Source organism: Thermovibrio guaymasensis (assembly GCF_003633715.1).
In the GTDB taxonomy this organism is placed as follows: Bacteria; Aquificota; Aquificia; order Desulfurobacteriales; family Desulfurobacteriaceae; genus Thermovibrio; species Thermovibrio guaymasensis.
In genome coordinates this window covers 20,657-46,100 of the sequence record NZ_RBIE01000006.1, presented here as the reverse complement: position 1 = coordinate 46,100, position 25,444 = coordinate 20,657, and the positions used below count along the sequence as shown (strand labels likewise).

General features: G+C 36.5%; 46 protein-coding genes. 36 read left to right on the top strand and 10 right to left on the bottom strand.

Translation table 11 applies throughout. The annotated features are described in order from the left end of the window. The 3 genes from C7457_RS08870 to C7457_RS08545 all read left to right on the top strand — a co-directional run. Positions 1-1,973, top strand: a 1,973-nt coding sequence (locus C7457_RS08870) for a hypothetical protein (protein ID WP_211321844.1), incomplete at its 5' end; no start/stop codon positions are given. An 83-nt stretch (positions 1,974-2,056) separates the two neighbouring features. Beyond that, entirely contained in the window at positions 2,057-2,392 is a 336-nt protein-coding gene (locus C7457_RS08555) for a hypothetical protein (protein WP_211321843.1), read from the top strand. Positions 2,393-2,637: 245 nt separating this feature from the next. Further along, complete coding sequence (locus tag C7457_RS08545) at positions 2,638-3,150, top strand: glycoside hydrolase family 108 protein (protein WP_121172016.1); 513 nt, start codon at positions 2,638-2,640, stop codon at positions 3,148-3,150. Positions 3,151-3,248: 98 nt separating this feature from the next. Here C7457_RS08545 and C7457_RS08540 read toward each other — a convergent pair whose 3' ends face one another. The 10 genes from C7457_RS08540 to C7457_RS08490 all read right to left on the bottom strand — a co-directional run bounded on the left by C7457_RS08540 (position 3,249) and on the right by C7457_RS08490 (position 8,484). After that, positions 3,249-3,470, bottom strand: a complete 222-nt coding sequence (locus C7457_RS08540) for a hypothetical protein (RefSeq protein WP_121172014.1) — start codon at positions 3,468-3,470, stop codon at positions 3,249-3,251. Continuing rightward, complete coding sequence (locus C7457_RS08535) at positions 3,467-3,697, bottom strand: hypothetical protein (RefSeq protein ID WP_121172012.1); 231 nt, start codon at positions 3,695-3,697, stop codon at positions 3,467-3,469. The genes C7457_RS08540 and C7457_RS08535 overlap by 4 nt, the downstream gene beginning before the upstream one ends. Beyond that, the gene (locus C7457_RS08530) at positions 3,690-4,235 is read right to left on the bottom strand and encodes a MazG-like family protein (protein WP_121172010.1); all 546 of its coding nucleotides are present in this window, start codon (positions 4,233-4,235) and stop codon (positions 3,690-3,692) included. Before C7457_RS08530 ends, C7457_RS08535 begins: the two co-directional genes overlap by 8 nt. Before the next feature lie 160 nt (positions 4,236-4,395). After that, entirely contained in the window at positions 4,396-4,587 is a 192-nt protein-coding gene (locus tag C7457_RS08810) for a hypothetical protein (protein WP_121172008.1), read from the bottom strand. Next, complete coding sequence (locus C7457_RS08520) at positions 4,584-4,877, bottom strand: hypothetical protein (protein ID WP_121172006.1); 294 nt, start codon at positions 4,875-4,877, stop codon at positions 4,584-4,586. The genes C7457_RS08810 and C7457_RS08520 overlap by 4 nt, the downstream gene beginning before the upstream one ends. Beyond that, positions 4,878-5,633 carry a translocation protein TolB precursor gene (locus tag C7457_RS08515; protein ID WP_121172004.1) on the bottom strand — a complete coding sequence of 252 codons (756 nt, stop codon included), beginning with the start codon at positions 5,631-5,633 and terminating at the stop codon, positions 4,878-4,880. Then, entirely contained in the window at positions 5,630-6,529 is a 900-nt protein-coding gene (locus C7457_RS08510) for a recombinase RecT (protein ID WP_121172002.1), read from the bottom strand. The genes C7457_RS08515 and C7457_RS08510 overlap by 4 nt, the downstream gene beginning before the upstream one ends. A gap of 145 nt (positions 6,530-6,674) precedes the next feature. Beyond that, positions 6,675-6,857 (bottom strand): hypothetical protein, encoded by a 183-nt coding sequence (locus tag C7457_RS08505; protein ID WP_121172000.1) that lies wholly within the window; start codon positions 6,855-6,857, stop codon positions 6,675-6,677. Further along, the gene (locus C7457_RS08500) at positions 6,857-7,189 is read right to left on the bottom strand and encodes a hypothetical protein (protein ID WP_121171998.1); all 333 of its coding nucleotides are present in this window, start codon (positions 7,187-7,189) and stop codon (positions 6,857-6,859) included. The genes C7457_RS08505 and C7457_RS08500 overlap by 1 nt, the downstream gene beginning before the upstream one ends. Positions 7,190-7,698: 509 nt before the next feature. Then, entirely contained in the window at positions 7,699-8,484 is a 786-nt protein-coding gene (locus C7457_RS08490) for a hypothetical protein (protein ID WP_211321842.1), read from the bottom strand. A gap of 99 nt (positions 8,485-8,583) precedes the next feature. Between C7457_RS08490 and C7457_RS08485 the strand changes: the two genes are divergently transcribed. From C7457_RS08485 to C7457_RS08315, 33 genes are all read left to right on the top strand, one after another. Continuing rightward, a complete protein-coding gene (locus tag C7457_RS08485; RefSeq protein ID WP_121171994.1) occupies positions 8,584-8,778 on the top strand; it encodes a helix-turn-helix domain-containing protein in 195 nt (64 codons plus the stop codon). A gap of 516 nt (positions 8,779-9,294) precedes the next feature. Then, the gene (locus tag C7457_RS08470; RefSeq protein ID WP_121171988.1) at positions 9,295-9,537 is read left to right on the top strand and encodes a hypothetical protein; all 243 of its coding nucleotides are present in this window, start codon (positions 9,295-9,297) and stop codon (positions 9,535-9,537) included. Then, positions 9,534-10,250 carry a DNA-methyltransferase gene (locus C7457_RS08465; protein ID WP_211321841.1) on the top strand — a complete coding sequence of 239 codons (717 nt, stop codon included), beginning with the start codon at positions 9,534-9,536 and terminating at the stop codon, positions 10,248-10,250. The genes C7457_RS08470 and C7457_RS08465 overlap by 4 nt, the downstream gene beginning before the upstream one ends. A gap of 141 nt (positions 10,251-10,391) precedes the next feature. Beyond that, positions 10,392-10,565 carry a hypothetical protein gene (locus tag C7457_RS08805; RefSeq protein WP_170137402.1) on the top strand — a complete coding sequence of 58 codons (174 nt, stop codon included), beginning with the start codon at positions 10,392-10,394 and terminating at the stop codon, positions 10,563-10,565. Positions 10,566-10,574: 9 nt separating this feature from the next. Beyond that, positions 10,575-11,291, top strand: coding sequence for a phage antirepressor KilAC domain-containing protein (locus C7457_RS08460; RefSeq protein WP_121171986.1), 717 nt, complete (start codon positions 10,575-10,577; stop codon positions 11,289-11,291). A gap of 135 nt (positions 11,292-11,426) precedes the next feature. After that, the gene (locus C7457_RS08455; protein WP_121171984.1) at positions 11,427-11,738 is read left to right on the top strand and encodes a hypothetical protein; all 312 of its coding nucleotides are present in this window, start codon (positions 11,427-11,429) and stop codon (positions 11,736-11,738) included. After that, positions 11,731-12,501: a replication protein gene (locus C7457_RS08450; protein ID WP_121171982.1), complete on the top strand. Its 771-nt coding sequence runs from the start codon at positions 11,731-11,733 to the stop codon at positions 12,499-12,501. The genes C7457_RS08455 and C7457_RS08450 overlap by 8 nt, the downstream gene beginning before the upstream one ends. Then, a complete protein-coding gene (locus tag C7457_RS08445; protein WP_121171980.1) occupies positions 12,479-13,183 on the top strand; it encodes a hypothetical protein in 705 nt (234 codons plus the stop codon). The genes C7457_RS08450 and C7457_RS08445 overlap by 23 nt, the downstream gene beginning before the upstream one ends. Position 13,184: 1 nt before the next feature. Then, on the top strand, positions 13,185-13,394 hold the full coding sequence (locus C7457_RS08440; protein ID WP_121171978.1) for a hypothetical protein: 210 nt from the start codon (positions 13,185-13,187) through the stop codon (positions 13,392-13,394). After that, complete coding sequence (locus C7457_RS08435) at positions 13,391-13,660, top strand: hypothetical protein (RefSeq protein ID WP_121171976.1); 270 nt, start codon at positions 13,391-13,393, stop codon at positions 13,658-13,660. Before C7457_RS08440 ends, C7457_RS08435 begins: the two co-directional genes overlap by 4 nt. Positions 13,661-14,339: 679 nt before the next feature. Continuing rightward, positions 14,340-14,747, top strand: coding sequence for a hypothetical protein (locus C7457_RS08420; protein WP_211321840.1), 408 nt, complete (start codon positions 14,340-14,342; stop codon positions 14,745-14,747). After that, a complete protein-coding gene (locus tag C7457_RS08415) occupies positions 14,744-15,319 on the top strand; it encodes a hypothetical protein (RefSeq protein WP_121171970.1) in 576 nt (191 codons plus the stop codon). Before C7457_RS08420 ends, C7457_RS08415 begins: the two co-directional genes overlap by 4 nt. Next, positions 15,316-15,480 (top strand): hypothetical protein, encoded by a 165-nt coding sequence (locus tag C7457_RS08800; protein WP_170137401.1) that lies wholly within the window; start codon positions 15,316-15,318, stop codon positions 15,478-15,480. Before C7457_RS08415 ends, C7457_RS08800 begins: the two co-directional genes overlap by 4 nt. Continuing rightward, entirely contained in the window at positions 15,477-16,007 is a 531-nt protein-coding gene (locus C7457_RS08865; protein ID WP_211321839.1) for a hypothetical protein, read from the top strand. The genes C7457_RS08800 and C7457_RS08865 overlap by 4 nt, the downstream gene beginning before the upstream one ends. Further along, a complete protein-coding gene (locus C7457_RS08405) occupies positions 15,991-16,353 on the top strand; it encodes a RusA family crossover junction endodeoxyribonuclease (protein WP_121171968.1) in 363 nt (120 codons plus the stop codon). Before C7457_RS08865 ends, C7457_RS08405 begins: the two co-directional genes overlap by 17 nt. Positions 16,354-16,489: 136 nt before the next feature. Further along, a complete protein-coding gene (locus tag C7457_RS08400; protein WP_121171966.1) occupies positions 16,490-16,729 on the top strand; it encodes a hypothetical protein in 240 nt (79 codons plus the stop codon). A 63-nt stretch (positions 16,730-16,792) separates the two neighbouring features. Continuing rightward, positions 16,793-17,011, top strand: a complete 219-nt coding sequence (locus tag C7457_RS08395) for a DUF551 domain-containing protein (RefSeq protein WP_121171964.1) — start codon at positions 16,793-16,795, stop codon at positions 17,009-17,011. Positions 17,012-17,131: 120 nt separating this feature from the next. Then, entirely contained in the window at positions 17,132-17,350 is a 219-nt protein-coding gene (locus tag C7457_RS08390) for a hypothetical protein (protein ID WP_211321838.1), read from the top strand. Beyond that, positions 17,347-17,673, top strand: a complete 327-nt coding sequence (locus C7457_RS08385) for a hypothetical protein (RefSeq protein ID WP_121171960.1) — start codon at positions 17,347-17,349, stop codon at positions 17,671-17,673. The genes C7457_RS08390 and C7457_RS08385 overlap by 4 nt, the downstream gene beginning before the upstream one ends. Next, a complete protein-coding gene (locus tag C7457_RS08380) occupies positions 17,673-18,083 on the top strand; it encodes a DUF551 domain-containing protein (protein ID WP_121171958.1) in 411 nt (136 codons plus the stop codon). The genes C7457_RS08385 and C7457_RS08380 overlap by 1 nt, the downstream gene beginning before the upstream one ends. Beyond that, positions 18,080-18,289: a hypothetical protein gene (locus tag C7457_RS08375; protein WP_121171956.1), complete on the top strand. Its 210-nt coding sequence runs from the start codon at positions 18,080-18,082 to the stop codon at positions 18,287-18,289. Before C7457_RS08380 ends, C7457_RS08375 begins: the two co-directional genes overlap by 4 nt. Continuing rightward, positions 18,286-18,501 (top strand): hypothetical protein, encoded by a 216-nt coding sequence (locus tag C7457_RS08370; protein WP_002061614.1) that lies wholly within the window; start codon positions 18,286-18,288, stop codon positions 18,499-18,501. Before C7457_RS08375 ends, C7457_RS08370 begins: the two co-directional genes overlap by 4 nt. A gap of 1 nt (position 18,502) precedes the next feature. Further along, the gene (locus C7457_RS08365) at positions 18,503-18,703 is read left to right on the top strand and encodes a helix-turn-helix domain-containing protein (RefSeq protein WP_121171954.1); all 201 of its coding nucleotides are present in this window, start codon (positions 18,503-18,505) and stop codon (positions 18,701-18,703) included. A gap of 379 nt (positions 18,704-19,082) precedes the next feature. Next, complete coding sequence (locus C7457_RS08355; protein WP_121171950.1) at positions 19,083-19,280, top strand: hypothetical protein; 198 nt, start codon at positions 19,083-19,085, stop codon at positions 19,278-19,280. Beyond that, a complete protein-coding gene (locus C7457_RS08350; RefSeq protein ID WP_121171948.1) occupies positions 19,277-19,480 on the top strand; it encodes a hypothetical protein in 204 nt (67 codons plus the stop codon). The genes C7457_RS08355 and C7457_RS08350 overlap by 4 nt, the downstream gene beginning before the upstream one ends. Beyond that, positions 19,470-19,697 (top strand): hypothetical protein, encoded by a 228-nt coding sequence (locus tag C7457_RS08345; RefSeq protein WP_121171946.1) that lies wholly within the window; start codon positions 19,470-19,472, stop codon positions 19,695-19,697. Before C7457_RS08350 ends, C7457_RS08345 begins: the two co-directional genes overlap by 11 nt. A 54-nt stretch (positions 19,698-19,751) precedes the next feature. Continuing rightward, on the top strand, positions 19,752-20,192 hold the full coding sequence (locus C7457_RS08340; RefSeq protein WP_121171944.1) for a terminase small subunit: 441 nt from the start codon (positions 19,752-19,754) through the stop codon (positions 20,190-20,192). Beyond that, positions 20,155-21,591: a PBSX family phage terminase large subunit gene (locus C7457_RS08335; RefSeq protein ID WP_211321837.1), complete on the top strand. Its 1,437-nt coding sequence runs from the start codon at positions 20,155-20,157 to the stop codon at positions 21,589-21,591. The genes C7457_RS08340 and C7457_RS08335 overlap by 38 nt, the downstream gene beginning before the upstream one ends. After that, positions 21,584-23,005, top strand: a complete 1,422-nt coding sequence (locus C7457_RS08330; RefSeq protein ID WP_121171940.1) for a DUF1073 domain-containing protein — start codon at positions 21,584-21,586, stop codon at positions 23,003-23,005. The genes C7457_RS08335 and C7457_RS08330 overlap by 8 nt, the downstream gene beginning before the upstream one ends. Continuing rightward, positions 22,992-23,162, top strand: coding sequence for a hypothetical protein (locus tag C7457_RS08795; RefSeq protein WP_170137400.1), 171 nt, complete (start codon positions 22,992-22,994; stop codon positions 23,160-23,162). The genes C7457_RS08330 and C7457_RS08795 overlap by 14 nt, the downstream gene beginning before the upstream one ends. Next, a complete protein-coding gene (locus C7457_RS08325) occupies positions 23,163-23,933 on the top strand; it encodes a phage head morphogenesis protein (protein ID WP_211321836.1) in 771 nt (256 codons plus the stop codon). Positions 23,934-23,961: 28 nt separating this feature from the next. Next, positions 23,962-24,189: a hypothetical protein gene (locus C7457_RS08320; RefSeq protein WP_121171938.1), complete on the top strand. Its 228-nt coding sequence runs from the start codon at positions 23,962-23,964 to the stop codon at positions 24,187-24,189. Between the two features lie 600 nt (positions 24,190-24,789). Next, positions 24,790-25,191 (top strand): hypothetical protein, encoded by a 402-nt coding sequence (locus C7457_RS08315; protein ID WP_121171936.1) that lies wholly within the window; start codon positions 24,790-24,792, stop codon positions 25,189-25,191. Positions 25,192-25,444: the final 253 nt, after the last annotated feature.

Here is a 25,444-nt window from a genome sequence, read left to right as displayed (position 1 = left end):
CGTTCGCTGAAAATGGCGATAAAAACATTATTCCAGAATCAGTTGGCGCTGAACCGCAAAATGCGACCATGCAAGTTGGATTCCCTCCAATCACTCAACAAAAGATTTCTGAGGGGGGTATTCCTCCTGAGCGAAATGATTTCAATGGAATGTTCAACCTAGTTACGCAACATTTAGTACATCTTAACAACGGCATGTCTTATGAGTTCGATCAAGAGCATGCAGATAAGATAGGTGGTTATCCGTTAAATGCTCGTTTGATGCTTGATAATGGTGATATTGTTCAATCAACAATTGCTAATAATGTCAATAATCCGAATATTGGCATGGCTGGTTGGTTGATGAAGCTTAAAGGTGTTGTTAGCTCAAAAGTAGAATTAGAAGGGCTTTCAGGCAGTGATGGTCAAGTTGTACTGATGACTGGATATTACGTGGGGCAATATCTGGGTGGCGATCATTTTAAATATGACTCTACGCAATCCTCAATAAACAACGGCGTAACAGTTATTAATGGCTGGGTAAAACAGTTTTCATCAAATGTGCTGACTGTATCGGCTTGTGGAGCAGACCCGTCTGCAAGTGACCACTCCGCAGCACTGGATTTAGCTGTAAACATTGCAACGGCGTTAAAAGTGAAATTGATTGTAGATTTCGATCTAAAAGTCAACACAACTACAGAACTAGACGCAACTCTCAGAATCGAAGGTGATGGTGGGGCAGTTCAATTTAGCAGAAGCATTACAGCTACGGCTGACATCCCAATATTTACAGTGAAAGCAGGGTTTAGCTCTGAGTCGTCTTATTTCGGTAAGTTGATGTTTAAAGCTAGCACTGGTGGAACAGCTACAGCGTTTCGAAGCACAAGCAATGGATATTTATCTCAAAGCACTTTTGATCATTGTGTTTTTGACAGATCATTGCGTTACGGGATCGATGCTAACTTAATCTTATGTGATTTTCAAAAGTGTGATTTTGGAACATACATGTCTACCACAAACTCTGTCGGATTTAAAGCTATTCGATCACTTGGTATAGTTGGTACGCGAGAACCAAACGCCAACACTTTCTACAACTGTATCTTTAGAAGGGGTACAGATGATTGTATGATCGAATGGGACTCTTACGGTACGCAATGGCACTTCTTCGCATGTGATTTAGAACAAAATCTCTGCACAGAAGCTTTGATTAAATGTACAGCATCTAGCCCAATCATGTTCATAGGTGGTTATATTGAGGCTAATACCAGTACGCCATACGTGATTAAAACGTTGGGTAATAGTGCAACTGGATTTGTGCCTCTGATCAAGTTTCAAGGCATACACATGAACCGACCTTGCTCTGTCGCCATCGGAAAAAATACTATGGCTAACTACCCGAAATACATTTTTGAGGGGTGTTACGGGCAGTTAATCAGTGCAATAGTTGAAAGTAGTATAGGTGTGTTAAACGATGTTGCGCTTATTGAAAACTCTATAGCTAACCACTTTACACTGGCTACAGGTGGTTCTATCGGAGACATCCGAACTTTAACAATGCCATCGGGATTTAATGCAGATTCCAGGAATTTTCAGGCAGCTAAAATCACGAATCTGACTAGCTACAAACATAACTATAAAAAAACTATCAATAGAGATTTTACAGTTGGTAGTTCTGTGGGTGTTGCCTCCCTATCCCACCCCAGTATTTCTGGTGCATCTTACGGAGGTAGACTTTTAGTCAATGCTATCTTTGGAACTACAGCAACTTCAGGTACTAATAGTGCCGTATATGAGTTGCTAGTCACAGCTATTGGGAGCACCAAGTACATTACACAAATTGGAAGTGTTGGATTGACAACTGGTGCATCCGCAAGCAGCCCATCATTCACATGGTCAATCAATAGCTCTGACGTGTTGGTTGCAACTGCCGTTGGTTCCACTTCTGGTAGATTTGCAATGGAGATCTTTGCGACAGGAAATGTGCAAGCTACATAATTAATATTTCTACTTAATGAATTGTAAACCCCCTCGGGTGGTTTTTGCTATTATAAGTAAAACTTATATAGGATGAATCTATAGTGGATTTTGTTAACATGATTCTGGAGTGGCTAAAAGCTCATGTAGGCGTCATATTTATGGGGGTGGCTGGCGCAACAGTCACCGCCCTAGTGCCTTCTGGCAAGCCATTAGCCGAACGAGTTATTAGCTGGGTTGTTGGCGTTATCTTGTGCGCAGCTCTTTCAACCCCAACAGCAGGCCTTCTAACTGGCGGTGGATATGTTGAAGTTTTCGGCTTTATTTATGGCATGGGTGGCATTACGTTAGCAAAAATGCTAATTAAAGCTATCGAAAAGCGTAGTAAGGTAGAAATTGAATCTAAAACGGGAGTGAAGTTAGATGATGACGTTTCTTAATTACCTAAGCTTTTTTTTGATTACTGGTAGTTTAATGTTTGTGGTGTTCCATCCTAAGATTAGCTTTCCCGTACATGTTGACGTAATCATGTTCATCCTTGCTATCGGTGTTACTGCAATGTTCATCAATACATTACAAGGCAAAGATTTATATGGACACATGCAAGATGCTGAAATATTGGTCCGTCTTGGTCTTGGTTGCTTAACAATCCGTTTTATCCATGAATACTTAAAGGTGAAGAAACATGAACTTTGACAAAGCATTTGATACAACTATCGGCCATGAGGGCGGCTTTACACTCAATAAAAACGATGCTGGCAACTGGACAGGCGGCAAAGTTGGAGTTGGCCAGTTAAAGGGCACTAAGTACGGAATTGCCGCAAATAGCTACCCAAATCTGGATATTAAAAATCTTACTCTTGATCAAGCAAAGGCAATTTATAAGCGCGATTATTGGGATAAGGCAAAATGCGATTTATTGCCAGAAGGCTTAAAATTCCATGTTTTTGATGTATCGGTAAATAGTGGTGTTAGTCGTGGTATCAAGACACTTCAGCAAGCTGCTGGTGTTAAAGATGATGGAATTATTGGCCCTAACACATTAGCAGCTATAAAAGCGATTGATGAAAAGGAATTACTGTTAAGGTTCTATTCTTTTCGTATTTCTTTTTACACGTCATTAAGCTCATTCTCTAATTTTGGCAAGGGATGGATGAATCGTGTTGCGAATAATCTTAAGCTTGGCACTAGCGGTTAATATGGTGGGCTGCACCGCCCACTCAATCAAAAATAACATTCACGTTGTAGTCTGCGTTCAATGCGTGAATTAAGAAAGCCCCATTACGGGGCTTGTCTTTATTTTTTAAACAATTCTTTCATTTCAGTTTTTGAAAGGTGTAGCAACTCCAAATGATCACTAATAAATATAACCTCAATATCCTTCTTTGAGAGAATAGATCTTATCTGGTCAAAGTAACCTGAAATCACATCTGTATTATTTACATAATCATCATTACTAAACTTAACAATCAAAACTTTAGTATCGTCGTTTAGTTGCTCAAAATCAAAATCTTTCATTTCTTAATCAACCTTATTGCCGTAGATCCAAATTCATCACAAGCGGCATTCCATCCAAACTTGTGACCTGCTTCAAAACCATTTTTATAAAAAGCATAAAAACAACGCCAATGCTTATCTATATTTTCATCTTCAAACTTATAATGATTCTTTTCACAAGTTTGATAATTCATATTAGATGCATCAATACCTAGAAAACCCAATGACTTTACAAATTTATCAAGCACTGTAATTTTCCTCCATTGAGTCTTGATACATTTTTAAAACATCATTGTAATTTTCATCAGTACTTTTTACGAATGTTCCATTCCAAAGTACTCCAACTCGATCTTTAATTTCATTATATGAGTACTCAACACACTGTTCTAACGTTAAGTCACAATGTAATGCTATTGCATCAAGATGACTTACCGCCATATCTATTGGAGCAATATAATCATCTAAATCAACTTCTAGTTCATTGCTTTCTGATATTTGGTATAAGCATTCAGATAAATCAATTATGGTTTTCTTTGGATTAGTAGATCTCCCGTAAGACCCAATATGATCACTTATGCTGTGACCATGCATTTTACATAAGTTTGTTAAAACAACAAAACAGTCTCCAACCCCATCGATAATTCCATTTAGATTTGATTTTGCAATTGAATCCGCAAGCTCACCGAACTCACTAAATAACTTCATGGCTTGGTCAATTGGTTTTGAACCTTTGATAATATTTCTGTCTGATGCCCATTGTTCGATTTGTTTAATTAATTGTTCCATTACTTTCTCCACCACACTTTTTCACGAATAGGATTAAATTTACGTTGATCATCTTGTTTTCTTTGCACGTATCGTTTCCGCTTATATGCCTCATATAAATATAAAACAACCACAAAAACAAAACTCAATGCAAAAGATAATAAAATCATTGCTATTGGGTTCATTTTGGCCTTTCCTCTAGTGAATCTTTCCAATTCCCCTCAAATGTTTGTTTTGTGTGTTTTGGATTCAACGCATACCAACAAAAACCACCATTATAGGGCTTCTCCGCATAACCAAAGGTATAACCGTCCGAATCTGTTGCAATCCAATTAACCTCTTTAGGAACATTCGACCAATCATATTTACTCATTTCTTCAACTCCAAATATCTTTGCCCTCTATTACGCATCACTTCTAACGCACCTTCACGGTTTAAATTCTTGATAAATTCCACTCCATATTTAAACCATTGCGTCAAAAACAATTCATATCGTTCTTTGCAATAGTCGTTAATTTCATAATAATCAGCATCTGAAAAATAAATTTCAGCCACCTTCCCATTTTTACGCATAACAATATTGCCTTTACGCTCGTTTAAGTTATGCCCACCTTTCTGCATCCAAACAACAAACATAAAGACCAATGATTCTTTAATTTTCATTTATCCTCCAAAAACTAAAGTCTTGGCATATTCTCTAGCCATTTCGACTTTTAGTTTAATTAAATCAACTTTCTTTTGATCATATTCAACCTTATATGATGAAATACGATCACTAGGACTCATTTCTAAAACATAATCGATATGTAAGTATTCATCATCATATCTAGTTAAACACTCTTTTGGAGTCGGCATTAGAATAAAATCAAGATAAGCCTCATTAATTATTTTAGGCTCACAATCGTGATTCTCTCTTAATAACCACATATACCCCAATTGTTGCCAATCATAACCAGCATCTAAAGCCTTACTCTCAATATCTTCTTTAAAATACTCCATAGTCCAATATGACCACGGACACTTTGTATCACGTATTGCTGTGTTAGTAATAATGTCTGGTTCGCCAGTAATCCAGTCATTAGTAAAGCGAATCGTATTTTTTTCAGCACTAATAAACTTCTGTTGCATTAGAAACAAGATTGCGTCATCTTCAACCAAATTACCTTTTCTTGTCTCTTTACTTCCAGTAAACTTACTTGGAGCTTTATGTCTTAACTGCCTAACCTTTTCCTTAACCAATGTTTTAGCTGTGGCCGATAAGGTTTTATCCAAAAGATCATCTAAAATCTTCTGTTCTTCATCGGTACGCTTTTTCTTTGCCTTTATTGCTTGAACTTCTTCTGTGAGAAATGCAGAGTCAATAGACTTTGCATTTCCCATTAGTCGATGCAGTTCAGAACATCGAAAAATTAGATTCATAACGCCTCAACTATTTTCTTTTGTTCTTCGCTTAATGCGTAAATATCTGGATTTAAAGCGTGCTCTTTAGTTAAACTTCCAGCTTCAATAGCCGCCACGAATTGCGGGAATTGATCCTCAGAAATCAATCGAGCTAATGGCTTTTCATTCTCTTGATCATTATCAACATATGAAGCTTCACCATCTTCATTAATCACAGCTTGATCAAATTCAATCGCTTGTTGGAGCTCAACCGACATAGGTGCATATTTTGAGATAAGCAACTTAATGACAGTCTTTTGACACATTGCATCCCAATTCTGATGCCATACAGAATAGCTTTGCCCTTTCGACTTTGCAGTCTTATACGTCTGACTATACTTGCTTGCATGCTGCTCAAGTTCTTCATTAGTCATTGTTAAATGAGCTTCAAACCCTGTCACAGTCTCAAGATAAGCTAGATACCCAATAACCTCACCACTAACTTTTTGTGGAATGAATGAAGTTAAACGAGCCTTTACGCTTTCTTCTGTATCGGTGTCATAAACTGCAATTGAAGCAATCTTTTTAATCTGACCAGAGCGCTGTGCTAACTGCAAGTAGCCTTTCCACCCCATCTGAAATTGTGCTTCTTGGTTGCCAGTTTGTCGATTTTTGAACGGAACAATATAAGCAAACCCAAGATTATTATTTAGTGGCAAATTAAGCGCACAAGCCGTATAAACAGCGCCTATCACGGATTCTGGAGTTGATTGCGCCAGTAATCCGTTTGAATTAATAACCTGCATTACAGACGTAATATAGCTATCAGATTTACGCCCTATCATTTCCTCAATGCGCTTCATCACCGATGGATTGCTAAGCGTTTGTTTAATCGCTAATGCATTTTGTTTTTGCTGTTGAGTTAAGTTGCTCATTTTACCACTCCAGTTTTTTTAGCTATTTCTCTTTTCAAGAGAGCTATTTTTGATGAATAATGACAACCCATAATTGAATTCGGATCATACGTTTTGTACAAGTCTTGCGCATTTTTTAACTGTTTTTTTAGATAATTTAAATCACTCATTTAGAAATCTCCAATAATTTAAGTAATGTTTCCTGTCTTTCTTGGTGCTGAATATCTCTATATTCATGCATGCGTTTTCTGTACTCTTTAGAGTCAATCACATTCATTTGATAAGCTGTTTCAATTGACCAGAAGTAAGCATCCGCACCATGTTCTTTCACATCATCAAGCCAACTCATTACATTTTCTCCGCAATTTCATTCTCAATAACTTGAACAATGTTTGATACTTCTTTGCTAGGTAAAACATAGTCTTCTGTTTCACCATCTTCGTTGTAAACTTTAACGTCATTTACAGACTTAACTTCAACATCATTCCATGATGTATATCCATTACCATCTTTAAAGAATCGACCTTCAAATTCAACTTCTAAAACCAAATCACCAGACTTAATGGCAGCTACGTTATGCTCCATATCTAATGACTCAACTTCATATGGGCCAGTAATAACTGGTTTACCTGAACATGCAGCTAACGCAACAGAAGCAGCTAAAATTAATGCATTTTTCATAATGTTTACCCCTTGTTTATATTCTCAATAGTAAATGAATTGAGTATTAATGTCAAGCGTAAATGTTAAAAAAAGCTCCCGAAGGAGCTAATTTTTTACCAACTAGATGAGTCGCAGGATGAGCTACTAGATGAATCATAACTTGAGTTACTAGATGAGTCGCAGCTACTTGATGATGAGCTATAGCTATTAAGGCTAGACATTGTTAAAATATATCCAGTTGTATTGATTATGTTTGTATAATCATCACTACTGTTTTTAGATTTAAATGAAATGCTTGTTTTTGCATTTTTTGCCTTTGACTTTTTAACAAGCTCATTTACTTTCTTTTCATCATATTCCTCAAAATAACAACGAGAAGTATCTAATGTTTCTAGCGTCTTGGCATTTGTATATGTCGCCAAATGTCTATTTGTTCTTTTACAGTAAATTAAATATTTCATCTCATTCCACACTCACTACAGCAATTATTTAAAAACAATTTGTACTTGCAACAAATCTTACAAAACTCAACCACCGATAGAACCCTTCAAAAAGAACAGTGCTGTTAGAATTACAATAACAATCAGAATGATGATTCGTTCGCGCTTGATCTTCGATTTAAGGCTATTTACATCTTCTTCAGATTGCTTGTATTGATTAACAAAGTAATCCAATTCAACTTTTGTTCGATCCAAATCAATTTTTGCACCAATAAGATTTCCTTCTACCTCGACCAGTGTATTAATATCCTTATCATGAATTTTCTTAGCCTCATCGTTTTGCTTGATCAATCCACTGATCGCCAAGTCTTTACTTTCGATGATCTTTTTAAGGGCTGAGATTTCAACCTCTTTGGAATTATTTTCTATAGTGATTTCCGTCTTACCACTCATAACTTTTGCATATTCTTTCGCTTTACAAAGCTTATCAAATTCCAAAAGCTCGTCAATTTCTTTAATAACCTTATTCTGCACCTTCTCACTTTGCGGCTGGTTAAGCATCTTAGCGATATAAGGTCGAGATTTACCCATTCTTAAAGACAATTCGCTATTGTTTAAACCAAGTTCTTTTTTAGCTTGGTGAATTTTTTTGATCATTTCATTTTCTGAATGCTTCTGAATAAACTCTTTACATGTAAATTTTTTAACTCCATTTTTATATGTGTGGGTATATGTTCCAGAAAGAACATTAATTCCAAGACAATCTGAAACTCTAGTTCCAACAAATCTCAAACCATTTGATTTTAAAATACTCTCTACATCTTTTCTTGACTCTTTGGTTAAGCATTCAATAAAACAATCATTAATTTTCATCTTTGTTTCTCCTGTTAAGATATTCCCTATAGTAAACTATTATTTAATATTTGCAATAGCTAATTTAATAATTTAAACTAACAAAAAATGGAGGGTCTTATGGACTGGAAACAAATTATTGAAGAAGTTTTAGAATATCGTGAAATTAATCAAGCTGAACTAGCAAGAAAGACGGGAATTTCAACCGTTCACATTCACGGTCTAGCAACTGGTAAACGCCTGCACCCAAGCTTTGAAAAGGGCTTGGCTATTGTTAAGCTCCATCCAGACACAAAAAAACTTTTGGAAATTTAATAATTTACAGCAATCAACCCTCCTAGTGAGGGTTTTATTTTGCATATATAGTTTACTATTGAGAATTAATTAGGTAAGATTGGTTTTATTTTGAGGTGTTTATGCATTATTTTTTTGAAGACTTAACTAGGCTTGTCGTTTTCCTGATAATCATGTGGGGAATATGCTTTGCTGTCGATAAATACCATGCTAAGCGAGATAAAGAAAAGCAAGACAAATGCCCACATGATCAATGCAAGCAAATTAATAAAACTACAACTTTCGATACCAATTTAAATCAAACTGAGATAATTACGCTCAGATGTTTGGATTGCAAGAAAGTTATTGAGGTGAAGAAATAATGGTAATTCAATATTTGAAAAACAGAAACAACAACATGTTTTATCGAGTCATTGGTAATAGGTTTGTGTCGATGTGGTCGCCAAATGTAAAGCAATGGATAAAGTGTTGTACCAACTATAAGGATATTATTTTTACAATTGATAACTTTATCTTGATTGATGAAAAGGATGTGAAATGAACCACGTAATTAATGACGGCTTTATGAACCCTGACCGTTTTGGCTATGCAGCTATACCATTTAAGATTAGCGATAAAGAGCCTAGAAAGGATATAAGCCCAAATGTAATTGCAAGGTCAAATGCTAGGTCTATGGGCAAGAGATTTTATGAGCATACCAAGCCTTGCAAATGCGGCTCATTACTAAGACGTGTTTATAACAATGAATGTTTTGATTGCTGGAAGGAGAGCAAGAAATGATTAATTTAATGCATGGTGATTGCCTAGAACTAATGAAAACTATACCAGATGGATCAGTTGATATGGTTTTAACAGATCCACCTTATGGAACAACTGCATGTAAGTGGGATAGCGTTATTCCGTTTGAGCCGATGTGGGCTGAATTGAAGCGAATTATCAAACCTAATGGTGCGATTGTATTGTTTGGTTCAGAACCTTTTAGCTCATTGCTGCGTTGCTCCAATTTAAAAATGTTCAGATATGATTGGATTTGGGAAAAATCAAAGGCTACAGGATTCCTTAATAGTAAAAGGCAACCTTTAAGAGCACATGAAACGGTATCAGTTTTTTACTCTAAACAACCAATATATAAACCACAAATGACAAAAGGTGAAGCTTATAACAAGGGTGTTAGGAAAGAGCAAACAAATAATGATGTTTATGGTCAGTTTAATCAGGTTGAGGTGAAAAGTGATGGTCTTAGGTTTCCTAGAAGTGTTCAATATTTCAAAACAGCAGAAAGTGAAGGTGGTTTTCATAAAACCCAAAAACCTGTAGCTTTGCTTGAATACCTGATCAAAACTTACACGCAGGAAGGTGAAACGGTACTGGACTTCACAATGGGTAGCGGTTCAACTGGCGTTGCATGCGTGAATACAAACAGGAATTTTATAGGAATAGAACTTGATGAAAATTACTTCAATATAGCCAAACAAAGGATTGAATCTGCATAAATTAAGCCCTTCGGGGCTTTTTATTTGCCATTTATATAAGTTTTTATTATTAACTTTAATTTAATTGATAAAAATTATTTATTAGACATGACTAATAAAACATCACATAATGACATCACACAAAGCAAAAGGAGATTAGAATTGTCTAAGCCAGCAACTTCATTTTTATTTTTAGGCGAATTAAAGCTGCTTGAAAGTACGATTATTGAAAACACTAAGAGAACAAAAGTCCGTGATGCTATTCGCCGATATGGTGATCGAAAGTTTAATACAACTCAAGTTGGAAACAATGTAATTGTAACTCGTATTCAGTGAGAATTAAAAATGAAAAATCTACAAGTGCTTAATACCACTTCAAAGCAAATCCCACAAATGTCATCGTTAGAAATCGTGGATTTTATTAATGAATATCGTGCAAAAAATGATGATCAACCAATTCAGCTTCGCCACGCAGACTTTATGGCGAAAGTTCAAAAGGTTCTTGGTGAGCTGAGCGAAAATTATCGTTCAGTGTATAAAGATGCAAGTGGTCGATCATTGCCATGTTATGTATTTTATAAGCGTGAAGCGTGTCTTATGGCTATGTCTTACAGTTATGAATTGCAGGCATTGGTTTTTGATCGAATGACAGAATTGGAAAATAAATTATCAAAACCGCAATTACCTGATTTCACAAATCCAGTTGAAGCTGCAAGAGCTTGGGCCGATGAAGTTGAAGCAAAGCTGATTGCTCAAAAACAATTAGAGCTTGCTGCTCCAAAGGTTGAATACTTTGACCGTGTAGCGGATGTGAATAATTACATGAATGCCACTACGGTAGGTCAAAAGCTTGGCATGAGTGGCACAGCATTGAATAAGCAGTTAGAGCAGTTCGATGTTTATAACCGAGCAATCAAGACAGGTCGAGTATTTCAACAATGGTTTATCGACAAGGGCTTGGGCGTGATGAAAAAGACTGACAATGGCTATAACCAGTCACGCTTCACGAACAAAGGCGAACAATGGGTAATAGAGAAGCTTACCAGTGAAGGTATAGTTTAAGCACAAGATGCGCTCAATTTTGGGCGTATTTTTTTAACTTATATATCAGTTTTTCTGATTTTTTATATTTGAATTATTGATTTTACAAGTACCAAATTTAGTACTATATTTTAATAACAAATTAAGGAGAACTGAATGATTACCAATATTTTAAAACTAAGTGAAATTAAGAAAGATCCAGCTTTATTGGTTGGATTGGCTCGCCCGGCAATTATAACAAAGTATGGAAGCCCATTAGCTTATGTTTTGCCACCTAAGCGCATGAATCAATTGCTAGAACGTGAAGAAAATAATAAAACTTTGCAGGAAGCAATTAAGTCATGCAAATCAAATTTGCAAGTAGCTATCCGTGAAGCAAAGTATGGTTATGGTGATGTTGTTTTGTCTCACATTGCAAGCGCCATTGATGATATTTCCCACTTGTGCGAGTCAGATAAAGATGAGTAAGGTTTATGCGCCCAACTACACGCAAGTCCCTAATGTTGTAATTGATGATTTAGCGGCAAAGTTAAGTGATTCAGCATTTAAGATTTATGTTGTTCTTATCCGCAAAACAAAAGGATGGGATCAAAAACGTGATGCTATTGCAATTAGTCAATTCATGGAACTAACAGGAAAGTCAAAGCCAACTGTAATTAAAGCTATTGATGAGTTAATAAATCTTGGTCTTATTAAGAAGACTAGATTTACAAAACACGGTAATGAATATGAATTAAATCTTTCATTTTCTCATGATGGTGTTTTCTTAAAATTTAGAGGTAAAAAATCTTTACTAGTAAAAAATTTTAACATCAAAGGTAAAGAATTTTTACTTCTAAAGGTAAAGAATTTTGACACACAAAAGAAACTATCAAAAGAAACTATTAAAGATACTAATATTAATAAGGGCGAAGTAAAAAAATTTGACCCTGTTGATTGTGAACTACCTTCAAACGTAGAAAAGAAAGATTGGATTGATTTTGTTGAAATGCGTAAATCAATCAAGAAACCACTTTCTGAATTGGCAGCAAAAAAGATTCTGAAGAAGTTAGATGGTTTTGGTATTCATGCAAAACAGGCACTGGAAAATTCGATTGTTTCAAGTTGGTCTGATGTTTATATGCCAAAGCAAGATAAACATTTCAGTCAACCACAAAACAACCGAATGCAAGAACTTCAACAATTGAGCGAACAATGGGAGTTAGAAAATGCAAATTACACACCATACTGAAAAACAAGTTGAGCCAATCAATCCAGTAAACGTAGCCGCAACAATCAAGGGTATTGCTCCACGTTCATTTGAAAAAACCTTTGCTGGACTGACTAGTGAACAAATTGCCTATGCGTTCAAGTTGTGTCTTGATGGCTTAACACGAGATCAAATTGAAAAGGGAATGATTCAAGTGCGCGACAATGGGTATTGTCCAGATCCAGCTATGTTCCGTAAATGGTGTCTTGGGATTAAGGGATTTACTTCTGATATTGACCCAATACATGCGTCATATCGCACTAAAAACGCCGCATTGGCGAATATTGAGGCTTGGTTGATAGATTGCACAACTAAGATCACAAACGCGGAGAGAGAGGCTTACAATCGCGTTTACGGCATGTTTAATCAGTTGCAATGGGCTAATAATTACGAGAAAGCAAAATATTATGCTTATGAGGCATTTAAAGATGCTTATGTAGAGGTGGTAAAAGAGTTTGTTGCTAAAGGTGAAAGTCAATCTATTTGGATTGAACCGCCTAAAATTGATAAACCAAAATATAAGGCTATTCCTAAGAACTATTTAGAGTTTGAAACAGAAGAGCAAAAGGAAAAGTGGGATGAAACAAAAGCTAAATTGCAAGCCCTTGTGGACTCTGGAATGACAGTTCAGCAAGCTTCATTGCAACTTATTAAAGGTGATTAATATGTCAATATTTGAAAAACGAATTGAGATGCTTCACTACTTAAGTTTTTATGCAAAAAAGTATTTTAGTAGATTGGATTTTGAAGAATACTTTGAGATTTCTCAACCGCAAGCTAACGTAATTATTCGAGAGTTTATTAAGCTTGGATTTGTTGAAAAAGACGGTAATTTTTACAAAGTAACAGAAAAAGCCAAGAGGATTTTTAAATGAATTTAATTGATAGATTGGGTGGATATGGGGCAGCAAAAAGCTTAAAAATGTCGCAAATAGGGCTAAAAAAGCACTATGATGAATTAAAATCAGCTTTACTCGAATACCGCCGACAAAACAATATTTTTGAAATAGGCGACCTTGTTGTATTTAAGGAGGAATATAGCAAAGACAGTGTTATCCACAAGATTGATAGTTTGCGCGCAGGTACTAAATGTTTACGTCACGCAACGGATGAAGAGATAGAGAAGGGGTGTAGATTGTGAAAAATATACTAAAATCTTGGTTTAGAAAATCAGATGATAGATTTTATAATTTCGACAAAATGATGCGTGATTCATTTATTGGTCAAACATGTTTTTATGACTCTAAGTACAAAACAAGGGTTATTCTAATAAGTTCGAGTTGTCGGGATGGTGATTTTATGACTTCGAATTATGAATTTGTTGCTGCGGGACCGGCTGGCTTGCGTCGGCGTTATTATCCAAACAAGGTTATCTTAAATATATTTGATGCGAGATTTAGGATTAAACCCATAATCACATGCAAATAATTTAAAAAACAGTTGCAATTGTTCTCGATAGTATTTACTATTGAGAATATAAATTAACAGAGAGTTTTATTATGGAATTGGTTTTAGTTTTTACAGTAATTATGTATTTCGCGCCTAGTATTATTGGTTTTATGCGTGGCATGCAAGTAAATGGTCAATCTTTGCAATGAATTTGTTTTTAGGTTGGTCTGTATTGTTCTGGTTCTGGAGCTTGTTCTGGTCATTGTCAAATAAAGGCGGCAACCAGACAGTAATCGTAAATAACCAGATTAACAACAAATGAGCAAAGAGTTTATAGAATTTGCAAAAGTCATGGTTTTGTTTTATTTGATCGTGATTTTTGCAGTAATGGGGTTAAGTAAGTTAATTCACAATATGGTGTGGGGTGTGTGATGGAAGATTTAAAAGATAATGATTTGATTAGCGGTGCGGATGCGTTGCGAGCTTTGGCGGATGGCGTAAATCCAGAGGAAATTGAGGGTAAGTTTTCAAGTGGAATTGAAACGTACTTTCTCTCAATGGATGGTAAGGTTGATGTTTTTTTGAAGTATTTAAATGAAAAACTATTCCGCCTAAAACCCCAAACCGTCAAGCTTGAACTTGAGCTGCCGAAGCCTTTTGAGCCTAAGGTGGGTGAAAAATATTGGTATTTAAAGCTTCTTGGTGGAAAAGATTATGATTGGGCTTGTGTTTGCGGAAATGAAAACGACTCATATTTTCAAAGATTTGGCGCTTGGAAAACCGAAGACGAGATCAAGCAAGTCGTAGAGCAGCTAAGAAAAATCAAAGGTGCTGTATGAAAAAGCGAAATAAAAAATACAACGGGAAGCAGGTTGTAAAGCAGAAGGTTCACAAGTTTCAAATGACTTGGGAAGTTAATGAGACTAAAAATATTATTGAGCTTCATCACTTGCTTAATGGTGTGGATCCGCAAGAGTCTACCCATACTCCTCTTAAAGTCTGGATGAAGGCGCATAAGGGTGATCTAGCTTTAGCATTAAAGACGCAGACCATCCCAGCAGAGCAAAGTTTTCATATCGTTAGTCGAATTCATGCGGTTAATGAGAAAACAGGCGAAACGGTTGATTGTGAGTTTCAACTAGCTACCGATACCGTTATGCATTTGTGGCAGTTCTTGGGTGACATTGAATCTGACATTTATGTCAATGATGGTGGGTTTAAAAAGAAATGGCTTGGCTTTAATCATGAGCTTGAGGCTTATTTGAAAGAAGTGGGTAATGGTGAATTTGTGGTTAAGACTAATCATTGTTGCTTAACATGCTTTTCTACATTCAAAAGCTTTAGACATGAAATGGAGTTTAAATCAATTAAGTTAATGAATCCTGAATTTGGATTGGGAGTTGAGGGATGAGTTTAAAGAAATTGCGCGACAAGATTAACGGGTCTGAGCCTTTAATTGATGGCGAAACGAAAGAAATGCTAATAGAGCAATGGAAAAAGATTCACCTTGAGCTAGAAGCTAAGAAAAGTGAAGATGAACGTAATTATGTTTTATGTGAGGGTGAGAAATGAAAGAATGGTTATTAAAAACTGAAGATGGAAAGTATCATTATTATCGTGATGATATGGATTGTTGCCCAAAGTATGTTGAGAAAATTGAAATTCCAGAAGATGCTATCGAAGCTCGACTGAATGTAAGCGGTGGGATTAATTTTGTTAACGATAAAAACTGTTTTATGAATACTGTCACAAATGGACGGTGGGTTAAATATACTTCCATCAATAGTAAAAATGCTGATAAATTAGTTTGGGATAGAAAAGCTCATCAAACAGGAGATGATTCTGTTGTGGGTGCTGATTTTTTCACTGAAAAGAAACACTCTCATTATTTTAAAGATGTATCTAATTTGCTTGAGATTGATGTTTACCGTGTATTGAAGTTATTTGATGTTACGGATCCGTGCATTCAGCATGCAGTTAAGAAATTGCTTTGTGCTGGTGGGCGCGGGGTTAAAGATGTGGATAAAGATGTTCATGAGGCAATTGATTCTTTATTGAGATATGAGGAAATGAGAAAGGAAGATGAAGTTAATTCTTGATGTCGAAGTTCCGCTAGTTGCTCCGTCAGTAAATACTTATTGGCGGGCAAATGGAAATAGAAGGTTTATCACGCCAAAAGGAGTTAAGTTTACAAAAGATTTGGCGCATTGGGTAAAACCATTGATGAGTGATAAGCGGCTTAGACTGGATATTGTTTTTTGCTATCCAGATAAGCGTAAGCGCGATTGCGATAATTCGCTTAAATCGGTTATCGATAGTCTTGTTAAAAATGGGTTATGTCATGATGATGAGCAGTTTGATATTTTGCATATTGAACGCGGGTCAGTTATTAAAGGTGGTTTAATCAAGATAAAAGTTTTTGAATTGGATGTTGCAATTAACTAAAAATTTGCTATAGTTAGCGAACTGAAAAACTTTTTATATCCGTATCTAACCCCAAGATGCGGATTTTTTTTGCATAAAATTCTTGCATTAATTATAAATATAATTTACTATTGAGAATATAAAGAGGAGAGATAAAATGATTCTAGTTAAAGCTTTATGGTTGGCAATTGTTGATGTGGCTAAGATGTTTAAACATGCGCCTAAATTGTTGGTTGAGTTGTTTTGGGCTTTAGCTGGTGTTTTATCTATAATCCTAAGTGTGGTTTTATTTCCATTAATTGTGGTGCGCAAATACAAGGTATTGAAAAATGGATCACCAAAAAGAGTTAAGGGTAAATCTAAGGGTATTAAAGTACGCGGTAACAGATTTGCTTAGAGGGTCGGTGTTGATTGCATATCACGCTGTAATGATCGTATTTAATTGGTTAAGGGGTAAGTGATGGAATGGATTAGTGTTGATGATAAGCTTCCGGGCCCTAATGAATTAGTAGCTTGGTTAAAAATGAATAATCCAATTAAAAATGGAATAAATAAGAAGTGGATATCAAATGTGGATGGTATTTGCTGGGCAGATTGTCATGACGGATATCGTAGAAAAGTAGCTGATATAGATGCTACCCACTGGATGCCACTACCAGAACCGCCAAAACAAGGATGATTGAAATGATCTATAAATTTTTAAAACGCCTATTCTGCCGACATGAGTGGGAAATAAAAGAAAGTAATTTAACTGGCGAGACTTATAAAGTTTGCCGTAAATGCTGGAAGGAGGTGGATTGTGAGTGAATTTAATGCAATCTATCGAAAGGTTTGCTTGGGTGAGAGATTTGATATAAGCGCATATAAGCAATGCGAGAAAATTTATAATCACCAGCAACAAAAGATTGATGATGTTGCGGGCCACATCAAGACGTTAAAGGCTTTACATAAAGAAGGCAATTTAACAATGGGTGATGTGATGATGTTTTTAAAAGGTGTAGAAGGGGTTTTGAAGTGAAAAAATTATTAATTGCGTTATTGATGGTTCCAAGTTTTGCAAACGCTGGATTTTGTGATGCTGTGTATGACTTTGCAGAAGCAACTATGCTGATGCGTCAAGAAGGCTATGCAAAGTATCAAGCAAAAGAAGTGGTTGAGGAAATGCGCAGTGTAGATAATACATTAGCTAATTTAATGGATGCTAATGTGGATTGGGCTTATTCATTCCCTGTTTATAATGGTGAGGATAAGTCCATAATTGCATCAAACTTTGCTAATGAGTCATACCAGATTTGCAAAGATGAAGAAAAACGTGCGGCTAATGTTAAGGAGTTTTACTAATGACAGATCTTAATAAGTTAAGAAGTGAGTTTGAGGCATACGAACATTCAAAAAAACCATGTGCAATAAAAGCAAGTTTGTTTGAAGTTTTTACGAAAGATAGCCTTGATGAAGATGAATATTCATATATTGGGAGATATGTTGATAGTTTCATGCAAGAAAAATGGGAATTGTGGCAAAAAGCCAAAGCTCAGGCGGTGCCAACTTGGATCAGTGCTAAAGATGAAGAGCCACCAACAGACACTATGGTTTTAATTTGTTGGTCAGACTCACCGGATGTTCAACCAGAAATTGACTATATGACCTGTGATGAAGACTTAAATCATATTTGGGCAAATTTTGAGATAGAACCACCAACTCATTGGATGTACTTTCATAAAGTGCCAAGCGAATCGGGAGCTGAACAATGAGCATAACTCTTAATGGTCACCAATTAAAAAGCCTTCTCGAATTTGTAAATCCAGATGGTGAAAATGATTTAGATCAACTTGAAACTGAACTAACTATTAAATTTTTTGAAGATGGGCACAGTGGCAAAGGCTATTACTTTTGGATGAGCGAATATCCAGAGGAAGGCAGCATGTTGTTGGATGTTGAATCGGGAGCTGAGGGATGAGTGAATTTGAAATACTTGAATCAGCACCAAAAGATGCTACCCATTATTTTCTTGTGCCTAATGGATCTGGTGAACCTTATTACGTTCTTGAAAAAGAAAAAAAGTTCTACTGGTTTCACGGTCAGGATGAAATAACTAAGCCACACATTTTAAGTTGGATTAAGTCAATTGAATCACTGAAAGAAGTTAAAGCGGAAAGTAAGGAGGGGTGAAATGACAGAAATAACCATAGAGCAAGACATTGACGAAGCTATAGCCAAAGGTGAAAGCTTTTACAAGATTAGAAAACGTTTTGAAAAAGCTATTTTGGAAAGGGCTTTGATTAAGACTAGAGGCAGCCAAACTGAGGCAGCCAAAATGCTTGGGATTAGTCGAACGGGGTTGAGTGGTATTTTGAAGAGGGTGAGTCGATGAAATATAAAATTGGTGATCGGGTTTATTATCGACAAACGAAGGTTAGGATAGTTTTTATTAGCCGAATGGGTGAAATAATGGTTAGCCTTCACGGCTATAATAATTGGGTGTTTAATTCTGAAATTAAACCAATCGTGAGGTGTAATAATGAAATTCAATTTAGATAAAACGGATTATATTTTATATCCAGAATCAATATACAAGATTAAGGTTAGATTTATGCTATTTGTTGGTGTGTATTGGGTTTGGTGCTTAGTCTGGTTTGGTATTGCTTTGTACAATATTGTGGTGAATCACAATTATGTTGATGGATTGATTTCAGGTGTGATTCACATTTTATGTTTGTTTATGTCGGCTTCTTGGATTGAGGATTTGATAAATGACCATTAAGCACAAATATTTAGTCGGAACGGTATGTAAGCAAAAAATATCATCAATGATCATTGCTAAGCCGATTCATGAATTTCCATATACTGAAGAGGTTTTAACAGATATAAAACGTGTAGCAATCCAACATACTATGGATGAAGAAACTTATCTTTTATCTGTGACTTATTTGGGGGAGTTTGAAGAATGACCATTGAAGAAATTAGAGCTAATGCTCCGAAAGGTGCAACGCACTACAGAATTATAAAAGCTGGTCGTGAAGTTGAGTATTACATGAGACCGCCATATGGTATGAATTTAAAATACTGTAATGGTGTGTGGAGGATAACTGGTTGGTCACATAATAGGTTTATTAAGCCACTTAATTTAGGATTGCATTATGGATATTGAAGAAATTAGGAAGAATAAGCCAGAGGGTGCTACGCATTATCTTGAACTGGGAAATAGGGGCGTGATATTTTTCAAAGCAAAATGGCTGGACATTCTTGTCTTGGATAGCCGTGAAGGATGGAGAAAAATAGATAAGTTCTCTGGTGTTAAATGGCTTTTTGGTTGGTGGTATAACGATCCAGACGGTCTTTATGTTCATAGAATAAAACCGCTTTAACGCGGTTTTTCTTTTTGTGGTATTATTTTGGGAGGCTAAAGAGAGGTTTATATTATGGCTAGTGTTGGTAAGCCTAGAGCTATTGAAAGCCCTGAGGATTTTGAAGAATTGGCTTTTGAATATATTGAGTGGGTAAAAAATAATCCTGTTATGAAGACGATTACTGCGTCTTTTCAAGGGTCGATTAGCTACGAGAAGGTTCCTCATGCTCGACCTATGACGCAATACGGCTTGGCTGCTCATATGGGCATTGGATTGAGTACGCTTAAGGATTATGGACAAAGAGAAGAATATTCGGCTATGTTCAAGCGTATATGCGCGATTATGACGGCTCATAATGTGGATGGTGCAACGAGTGGAGATATGAGCGCTAATATTATTTCTCGTATTGAAGGACTAGCTGAAAAGCAAGAAGTTGTTTCAAATGTTACTGTTAATAATAGTTTAGATGATTTCTATGCAGACATCCAAGCCGAAACCAAAGCCGAGTCTTAATCCTGTATTAAGATCGTTTTGGACAACTAAGGCGCGTAACAAAATCTTATTTGGTGGCCGCGCAAGCTCGAAAAGTTGGGATGCGGCTGGCATGGCTATTTTCTTGGCTAATCGTTATAAGCTAAGGTTTTTGTGCGTCCGTCAATTGCAAAACAAGATTGAAGAATCTGTATATTCGTTGCTTAAGATTCAGATTGAGCGATTTGGTCTTCAGGATAATTTTAGGATTTTAGACAACAAGATTATCAGTAAGGTCACTGGATCTGAATTTCTGTTTTATGGATTGTGGCGACACATTACGGAAATCAAGTCTATCGAATCTATTGATATTCTTTGGTCTGAAGAATCACATGCTTTGACCGAAGCGCAATGGGAAGTATTAGAGCCGACTATTCGTAAAGAAGGTTCAGAGTGTTGGATTATCTTTAACCCAAACTTAGTGTCTGACTTTGTTTGGCAAAACTTTGTTGTAGATCCCCCAGCTAATACGCTGATACGCCACATTAACTACAATGAGAACCCATTCTTAAGCCAAACGGCGCTTGATGTAATTGCGGATAAAAAACGGCGTGATCCTGATGGATTTGCACATATCTATGATGGCATGCCGCGCGCTGATGATGATATGTCTATCATCAAAGCTTCATGGGTTGAAGCTGCTTTAGATGCTCATAAGCTGCTTAATCTTGATGATACTGGTAGATCGTATCTAGGGTTTGACGTTGCTGATGCTGGTAAAGACAAGTGCGCTCTTGTTCATCGCAAGGGCATCGTTGCTTATTGGTCTGATGAATGGAAGGCGCGTGAAGATGAATTGCTCAAATCTGCAACTAGAACCTATAACGAAGCGATTAGATTGAATGCGTTGATTCATTACGATTCGACTGGTGTGGGTGCTGGTGTTGGTGCAAAAGTTAATGAGTTAAACAGGGAGAAGAAAACCAATGTTCAGCACAGTAAGTTTGTTGCTGGCGGTGGTGTTCATGAGCCTGATAAGTTTTACCAGCCAAAGATTACAAACAAAGACTTCTTTGCTAATGCGAAGGCTCAGGCATGGTGGCTTGTTGCTGATAAATTCCGTCTAACCTATCAAGTGATTCAAGCGATTAAAAACGGAACCGAAATTCCAAAGCATAAGCCAGAAGATTTAATATCTATTAGTTCTGATATGCCAAACTTACACAGGCTTAAAGTTGAGCTATCCATTCCTCATCGTGATGAAGATAGATTGGGGCGTGTTATGGTAGAATCGAAACAAGATTTAGCTAAGCGTGATGTTAAGTCGCCAAACTTAGCAGATGCGTTTATTATGGCTTATGCTCCTGTTAAGCGCTCAATGAATTTAAACTCTTCAGCATTGCAAGATGCTTATTCTAGTTTAGGAATTAGAAATGTTTGATTTTTTCAAAAAGAAAGAAGTTGTAAGTAAGCCTATTCCTAAGTGGAGTAAGCTAACCAGTGCAATTAAGAATGCGGCAGAACATCCGCCAAACTTTTATGCTGCTCCCGCCTTACCTGCTGGAGTTGTTCCAGAAGGGCATGACATTATTGCAATGGATGGATTTTGTACGGCTTCGCAATATGTTGGATTAGAGCCACAGTTTTATAGTGAGTTTTTGGGCTATCAAAGACTTACTCAATTGGCGCAATCTACTGAATATCGCTTAGTTACAGAAACATTTGCTCAAGAGATGACACGCGAATGGGGTGAGGTGAAGGGCGATGATCAGAAGCGTGTCGATATTCTTATGGAAGAGTTTAATAGGTTGGATATCCGCAACCTTATCCGCAAGCACATCGAAAATGATTATTATTATGGCGGTTCGCAGTTATACATTCAGATTGAAGGTCAAGAGGATAAAACTGACTTACCTTTATTGATTAACGAGAAAGGCATCAAGAAAGGTTCATTAAAAGGGTTTACAGTTATTGAGCCTGTTTGGTCTACGCCTAGTGTGTACAATGCAAGCAACCCTTTAGAAAGCGATTTCTTTGTTCCTAAGCAATGGTGGATAATGGGTAAAAATGTCCATCAGAGCCGCTTATTAACTTTGGTTATGCGTCCAATTGGGACAATGTTGCGACCAGCTTATAATTTTTATGGTATGTCAATGTCACAATTGATGTTGCCATACGTTCAGCGCCATCAATCTATTGTAGATTCTGTTGCTCAAGTTATCACAATGTTTAGCTTGACTGGCTTGAGTACAGATATGACTGGGCTTTTGCAGTCTTCTGAAGGCGGTGTCAATCAATTGATTGAGCGCGCCAAGTCAATGGCTTTGATGCGGAAGAACGATGGAATTGTTATGCTGGACAAATCCACAGAAGAGTTTTTCCAAATCAACACCCCTTTAACTAGCCTTGATACATTGCTAGACAAATTTACACAGATGCTTGCCTACCCTTCTAAGATTCCAGTATTAAAGATATTCGGAACTCCAACGGCTGGACTTGGCAATACTTCTGATGGTGAAATACGGGTATTTTACGATTGCGTATCAGCGCAACAAGAAGCGTATATTTTGCCACAGATCAAAGTTATTCTTGACTGTATGCAGCTAAGCTTATTCGGAAATATTGATGAGAGTATTAAATTTGTCTTTAATCCGCTTTATCAATTGGACGACAATGAGCAAGCAGATGTAAACTTGAAGAAAGCACAAACGGCTCAGATTTACATTCAAGAAGGCGTGATTGATAATGAAGAAGCACGTCAAGCTTTGAATGATGATGAAGATAGTGGGTATCAATTAGAGGGTAATGCGCCTGAGCGTGACCCTTACGGAGAGAATGAAAATGAACAGATTTGAAATTGGTGATAAGGTTTTAATAAGTGATGGGATGGGCAGGAAATTGATCGCCCTGATTAACAGCATTGACGGGGATTGGTATTTGGTTGGTTGTGATTACATGCTTGAGCATGAAATAAAAATAGCTCCACCTGAATCAAAATTCGGCTGGGTGTAAATGGAAATAACCCTTGAATCAATAGCGCCTAATGCATCCCTGACCAAATGGTACAGGGAGCAAATGCAAGGCATGATGGATGAAATGCGTTCTGATTTAATTCAGGACGTAGTTAAGCCGATGCGGTCTGAAATTGCTATGGATGGCATTTTAGATTGGATGGGACATGTTATTGATGGATTGGTTAGTCGATGGCAAGATCGTTTAGATAAGCTATCAACTCAAGTGGCGCAAGAGTTGGTAAGCAAAGCTAAAACCAACTACGACAAACGATTGTTAGGAATTCTCCGTAAGCGTGGATTCACTGTTAATTTTCGCAATACGCAATATGTGGAAGATCAAGCGCAAATTGCTCTAGGTGAAAACGTTGCTTTGATCAAGTCTATTGGCAATGAGTATCTTGATAAAGTTCGTTCTGCTGTTTGGCGTAGTGTTAAGAATGGCTATGATGTTGAATCGCTAATCAAGCAACTCAAAGAGATTGACGGTGTAACAGATCGCAGAGCGAAGAATATTGCTAAGGATCAGACTGCTAAGTTGAATCAGGCTTTTGAGAAGGCTCGCGCTGAAGAGCTAGGAGTCAAAGAAGCTATCTGGTTGCACTCATCGGCAGGTAAAACTTATCGCCATGACCATGTTAAGGCCAATGGTACACGGTATGAAATTGCCAAAGGTTGTTTTATTGGGGGAGAGTTGATTCAGCCAGCAGAAAAGATCAATTGCCGATGTAGAGCCAAGCTTATTATCGAAATTCCTGATTCTATGGTATAGTTTAAGTTCCACAATTGGACATTAAATTATGAAGCTAGGATTAAATATTTATCTTGATAGTAAACTTATCTCAATATCCGTGATTGAGCTAGGGAATGATGAACTGGTCAATATGTTTGGTGATATATTGAAATATAATGATTTTGATAAACTTGTAAAATCAGAACCAGACAGCGAAAAAGAGGTTCTTATTAAGAATATAAGCAAGGTTCAAATCAGGTTCTTTAATTTAACTGGTATTGATATTGATGAGTAAAACCAATAACCCATATCAAAACAACTGATTTGTATTTTTAGTTTGGTTTGGTATTATTTGATTATTGGTCGAATCTGTGGGCGACACAGTAAGCATAGATGAATAGCAATTAACTTTGCTTTTCGGAGTTTATGGCAAGAGCCGCAACTATTCGCACGTTGCCGATCAATAAACAACTTAATGAGTACGCATAGGCCAACTGGCGAAGATAGAAAGTTAAGTTTGACTGCTAGGAAAGACTAGCAAATTTAGAGAAGTGAATAGCTACGACCCCGAAGGAGCATTTAAAGTCTCTAACAGAGTAGGGCGAGACATGGTAATAGTAGGACTATTCCCTGTTCACTTCACCTAAGTTTAAATTCAGACGAAAGCACAACCCCGAAAGGGATATTACGTCTTGCGAAGCGAATCAATGAAAGTGCAATCGCTAGCCCTTAAACACAAAAGGTTTTCGCGCATAAGGCAAAATGCAAAGTGTGTTAGTTAAGCCAATAGAGCCACCTTCCGGTGGTTTTATTTTATCTAAACTATTTTATATTTACTATTGAGAATTATATTTGAGAGTGGTATGATTTAGTTATTCAGTAGAAGGGGTTTGGAATGAGAGATTTTGCAAAAGAGTTAATCGAAATTAAAGAGAATCACGAGTTAGCTAAAAAGATGACTAAGACAAACACAATTGATCTTTTTGATAGATGTAAGGATTTAATTATCTTTAACATCAAGAAAAATCATATTCAAGAAAAGCCGATTTATCTTGAAGATGCAATGCTTGAGTCACTAAAAGAAGTTGTTGGAGATAGTGTTTTAAATGGCTGGTGTTATGCGTCTGAAGCAAATAAAGGTATTGGAGATGGGTTGTGGTGTAAAACACAATTTTTTGCTCCAATGTGGTTCTCTAAGAGGAGACTAGATCCAAAGCTATTCTTGAAATTGTGTTCCGATCATATTGAAGAAAGTGGATTCAAAATTAATGTTCATGATGAAATAAAAGGGGTTTGAAATGATTTGCTTTTTGGAGTATGCAATACCTATTTTAATCATAATTTTTAGTGTTGTTTTTGTCATTTGGTTATTTAGATATAAGCCAAGTGATTATCTAAACTCAAGATTGATGATTATTGGGTTTCCAGTATTTTTAGTATTTTCGGTAATTTTTATTATTATTGCTATATCAATGTTAAATTTCGGTCATTGGATTGGTGATTAAAATGATTAACGTAGTTTATTTGGTTTTGGTGTTTCACTCTAATTA

Bases quoted from the DNA above. Each gene is read 5' to 3' on its own strand.
- C7457_RS08545 (WP_121172016.1), top strand. From the start codon at position 2,638: ATGAACTTTGACAAAGCATTTGATACAACTATCGGCCATGAGGGCGGC.
- C7457_RS08540 (WP_121172014.1), bottom strand. From the start codon at position 3,470: ATGAAAGATTTTGATTTTGAGCAACTAAACGACGATACTAAAGTTTTG.
- C7457_RS08530 (WP_121172010.1), bottom strand. From the start codon at position 4,235: ATGGAACAATTAATTAAACAAATCGAACAATGGGCATCAGACAGAAAT.
- C7457_RS08810 (WP_121172008.1), bottom strand. From the start codon at position 4,587: ATGAGTAAATATGATTGGTCGAATGTTCCTAAAGAGGTTAATTGGATT.
- C7457_RS08520 (WP_121172006.1), bottom strand. From the start codon at position 4,877: ATGAAAATTAAAGAATCATTGGTCTTTATGTTTGTTGTTTGGATGCAG.
- C7457_RS08515 (WP_121172004.1), bottom strand. From the start codon at position 5,633: ATGAATCTAATTTTTCGATGTTCTGAACTGCATCGACTAATGGGAAAT.
- C7457_RS08510 (WP_121172002.1), bottom strand. From the start codon at position 6,529: ATGAGCAACTTAACTCAACAGCAAAAACAAAATGCATTAGCGATTAAA.
- C7457_RS08505 (WP_121172000.1), bottom strand. From the start codon at position 6,857: ATGAGTTGGCTTGATGATGTGAAAGAACATGGTGCGGATGCTTACTTC.
- C7457_RS08500 (WP_121171998.1), bottom strand. From the start codon at position 7,189: ATGAAAAATGCATTAATTTTAGCTGCTTCTGTTGCGTTAGCTGCATGT.
- C7457_RS08490 (WP_211321842.1), bottom strand. From the start codon at position 8,484: ATGAAAATTAATGATTGTTTTATTGAATGCTTAACCAAAGAGTCAAGA.
- C7457_RS08485 (WP_121171994.1), top strand. From the start codon at position 8,584: ATGGACTGGAAACAAATTATTGAAGAAGTTTTAGAATATCGTGAAATT.
- C7457_RS08470 (WP_121171988.1), top strand. From the start codon at position 9,295: ATGAACCACGTAATTAATGACGGCTTTATGAACCCTGACCGTTTTGGC.
- C7457_RS08465 (WP_211321841.1), top strand. From the start codon at position 9,534: ATGATTAATTTAATGCATGGTGATTGCCTAGAACTAATGAAAACTATA.
- C7457_RS08460 (WP_121171986.1), top strand. From the start codon at position 10,575: ATGAAAAATCTACAAGTGCTTAATACCACTTCAAAGCAAATCCCACAA.
- C7457_RS08455 (WP_121171984.1), top strand. From the start codon at position 11,427: ATGATTACCAATATTTTAAAACTAAGTGAAATTAAGAAAGATCCAGCT.
- C7457_RS08450 (WP_121171982.1), top strand. From the start codon at position 11,731: ATGAGTAAGGTTTATGCGCCCAACTACACGCAAGTCCCTAATGTTGTA.
- C7457_RS08445 (WP_121171980.1), top strand. From the start codon at position 12,479: ATGCAAATTACACACCATACTGAAAAACAAGTTGAGCCAATCAATCCA.
- C7457_RS08440 (WP_121171978.1), top strand. From the start codon at position 13,185: ATGTCAATATTTGAAAAACGAATTGAGATGCTTCACTACTTAAGTTTT.
- C7457_RS08435 (WP_121171976.1), top strand. From the start codon at position 13,391: ATGAATTTAATTGATAGATTGGGTGGATATGGGGCAGCAAAAAGCTTA.
- C7457_RS08420 (WP_211321840.1), top strand. From the start codon at position 14,340: ATGGAAGATTTAAAAGATAATGATTTGATTAGCGGTGCGGATGCGTTG.
- C7457_RS08415 (WP_121171970.1), top strand. From the start codon at position 14,744: ATGAAAAAGCGAAATAAAAAATACAACGGGAAGCAGGTTGTAAAGCAG.
- C7457_RS08800 (WP_170137401.1), top strand. From the start codon at position 15,316: ATGAGTTTAAAGAAATTGCGCGACAAGATTAACGGGTCTGAGCCTTTA.
- C7457_RS08865 (WP_211321839.1), top strand. From the start codon at position 15,477: ATGAAAGAATGGTTATTAAAAACTGAAGATGGAAAGTATCATTATTAT.
- C7457_RS08405 (WP_121171968.1), top strand. From the start codon at position 15,991: ATGAAGTTAATTCTTGATGTCGAAGTTCCGCTAGTTGCTCCGTCAGTA.
- C7457_RS08400 (WP_121171966.1), top strand. From the start codon at position 16,490: ATGATTCTAGTTAAAGCTTTATGGTTGGCAATTGTTGATGTGGCTAAG.
- C7457_RS08395 (WP_121171964.1), top strand. From the start codon at position 16,793: ATGGAATGGATTAGTGTTGATGATAAGCTTCCGGGCCCTAATGAATTA.
- C7457_RS08380 (WP_121171958.1), top strand. From the start codon at position 17,673: ATGACAGATCTTAATAAGTTAAGAAGTGAGTTTGAGGCATACGAACAT.
- C7457_RS08375 (WP_121171956.1), top strand. From the start codon at position 18,080: ATGAGCATAACTCTTAATGGTCACCAATTAAAAAGCCTTCTCGAATTT.
- C7457_RS08370 (WP_002061614.1), top strand. From the start codon at position 18,286: ATGAGTGAATTTGAAATACTTGAATCAGCACCAAAAGATGCTACCCAT.
- C7457_RS08365 (WP_121171954.1), top strand. From the start codon at position 18,503: ATGACAGAAATAACCATAGAGCAAGACATTGACGAAGCTATAGCCAAA.
- C7457_RS08355 (WP_121171950.1), top strand. From the start codon at position 19,083: ATGACCATTAAGCACAAATATTTAGTCGGAACGGTATGTAAGCAAAAA.
- C7457_RS08350 (WP_121171948.1), top strand. From the start codon at position 19,277: ATGACCATTGAAGAAATTAGAGCTAATGCTCCGAAAGGTGCAACGCAC.
- C7457_RS08345 (WP_121171946.1), top strand. From the start codon at position 19,470: ATGGATATTGAAGAAATTAGGAAGAATAAGCCAGAGGGTGCTACGCAT.
- C7457_RS08340 (WP_121171944.1), top strand. From the start codon at position 19,752: ATGGCTAGTGTTGGTAAGCCTAGAGCTATTGAAAGCCCTGAGGATTTT.
- C7457_RS08335 (WP_211321837.1), top strand. From the start codon at position 20,155: ATGCAGACATCCAAGCCGAAACCAAAGCCGAGTCTTAATCCTGTATTA.
- C7457_RS08330 (WP_121171940.1), top strand. From the start codon at position 21,584: ATGTTTGATTTTTTCAAAAAGAAAGAAGTTGTAAGTAAGCCTATTCCT.
- C7457_RS08795 (WP_170137400.1), top strand. From the start codon at position 22,992: ATGAACAGATTTGAAATTGGTGATAAGGTTTTAATAAGTGATGGGATG.
- C7457_RS08325 (WP_211321836.1), top strand. From the start codon at position 23,163: ATGGAAATAACCCTTGAATCAATAGCGCCTAATGCATCCCTGACCAAA.
- C7457_RS08320 (WP_121171938.1), top strand. From the start codon at position 23,962: ATGAAGCTAGGATTAAATATTTATCTTGATAGTAAACTTATCTCAATA.
- C7457_RS08315 (WP_121171936.1), top strand. From the start codon at position 24,790: ATGAGAGATTTTGCAAAAGAGTTAATCGAAATTAAAGAGAATCACGAG.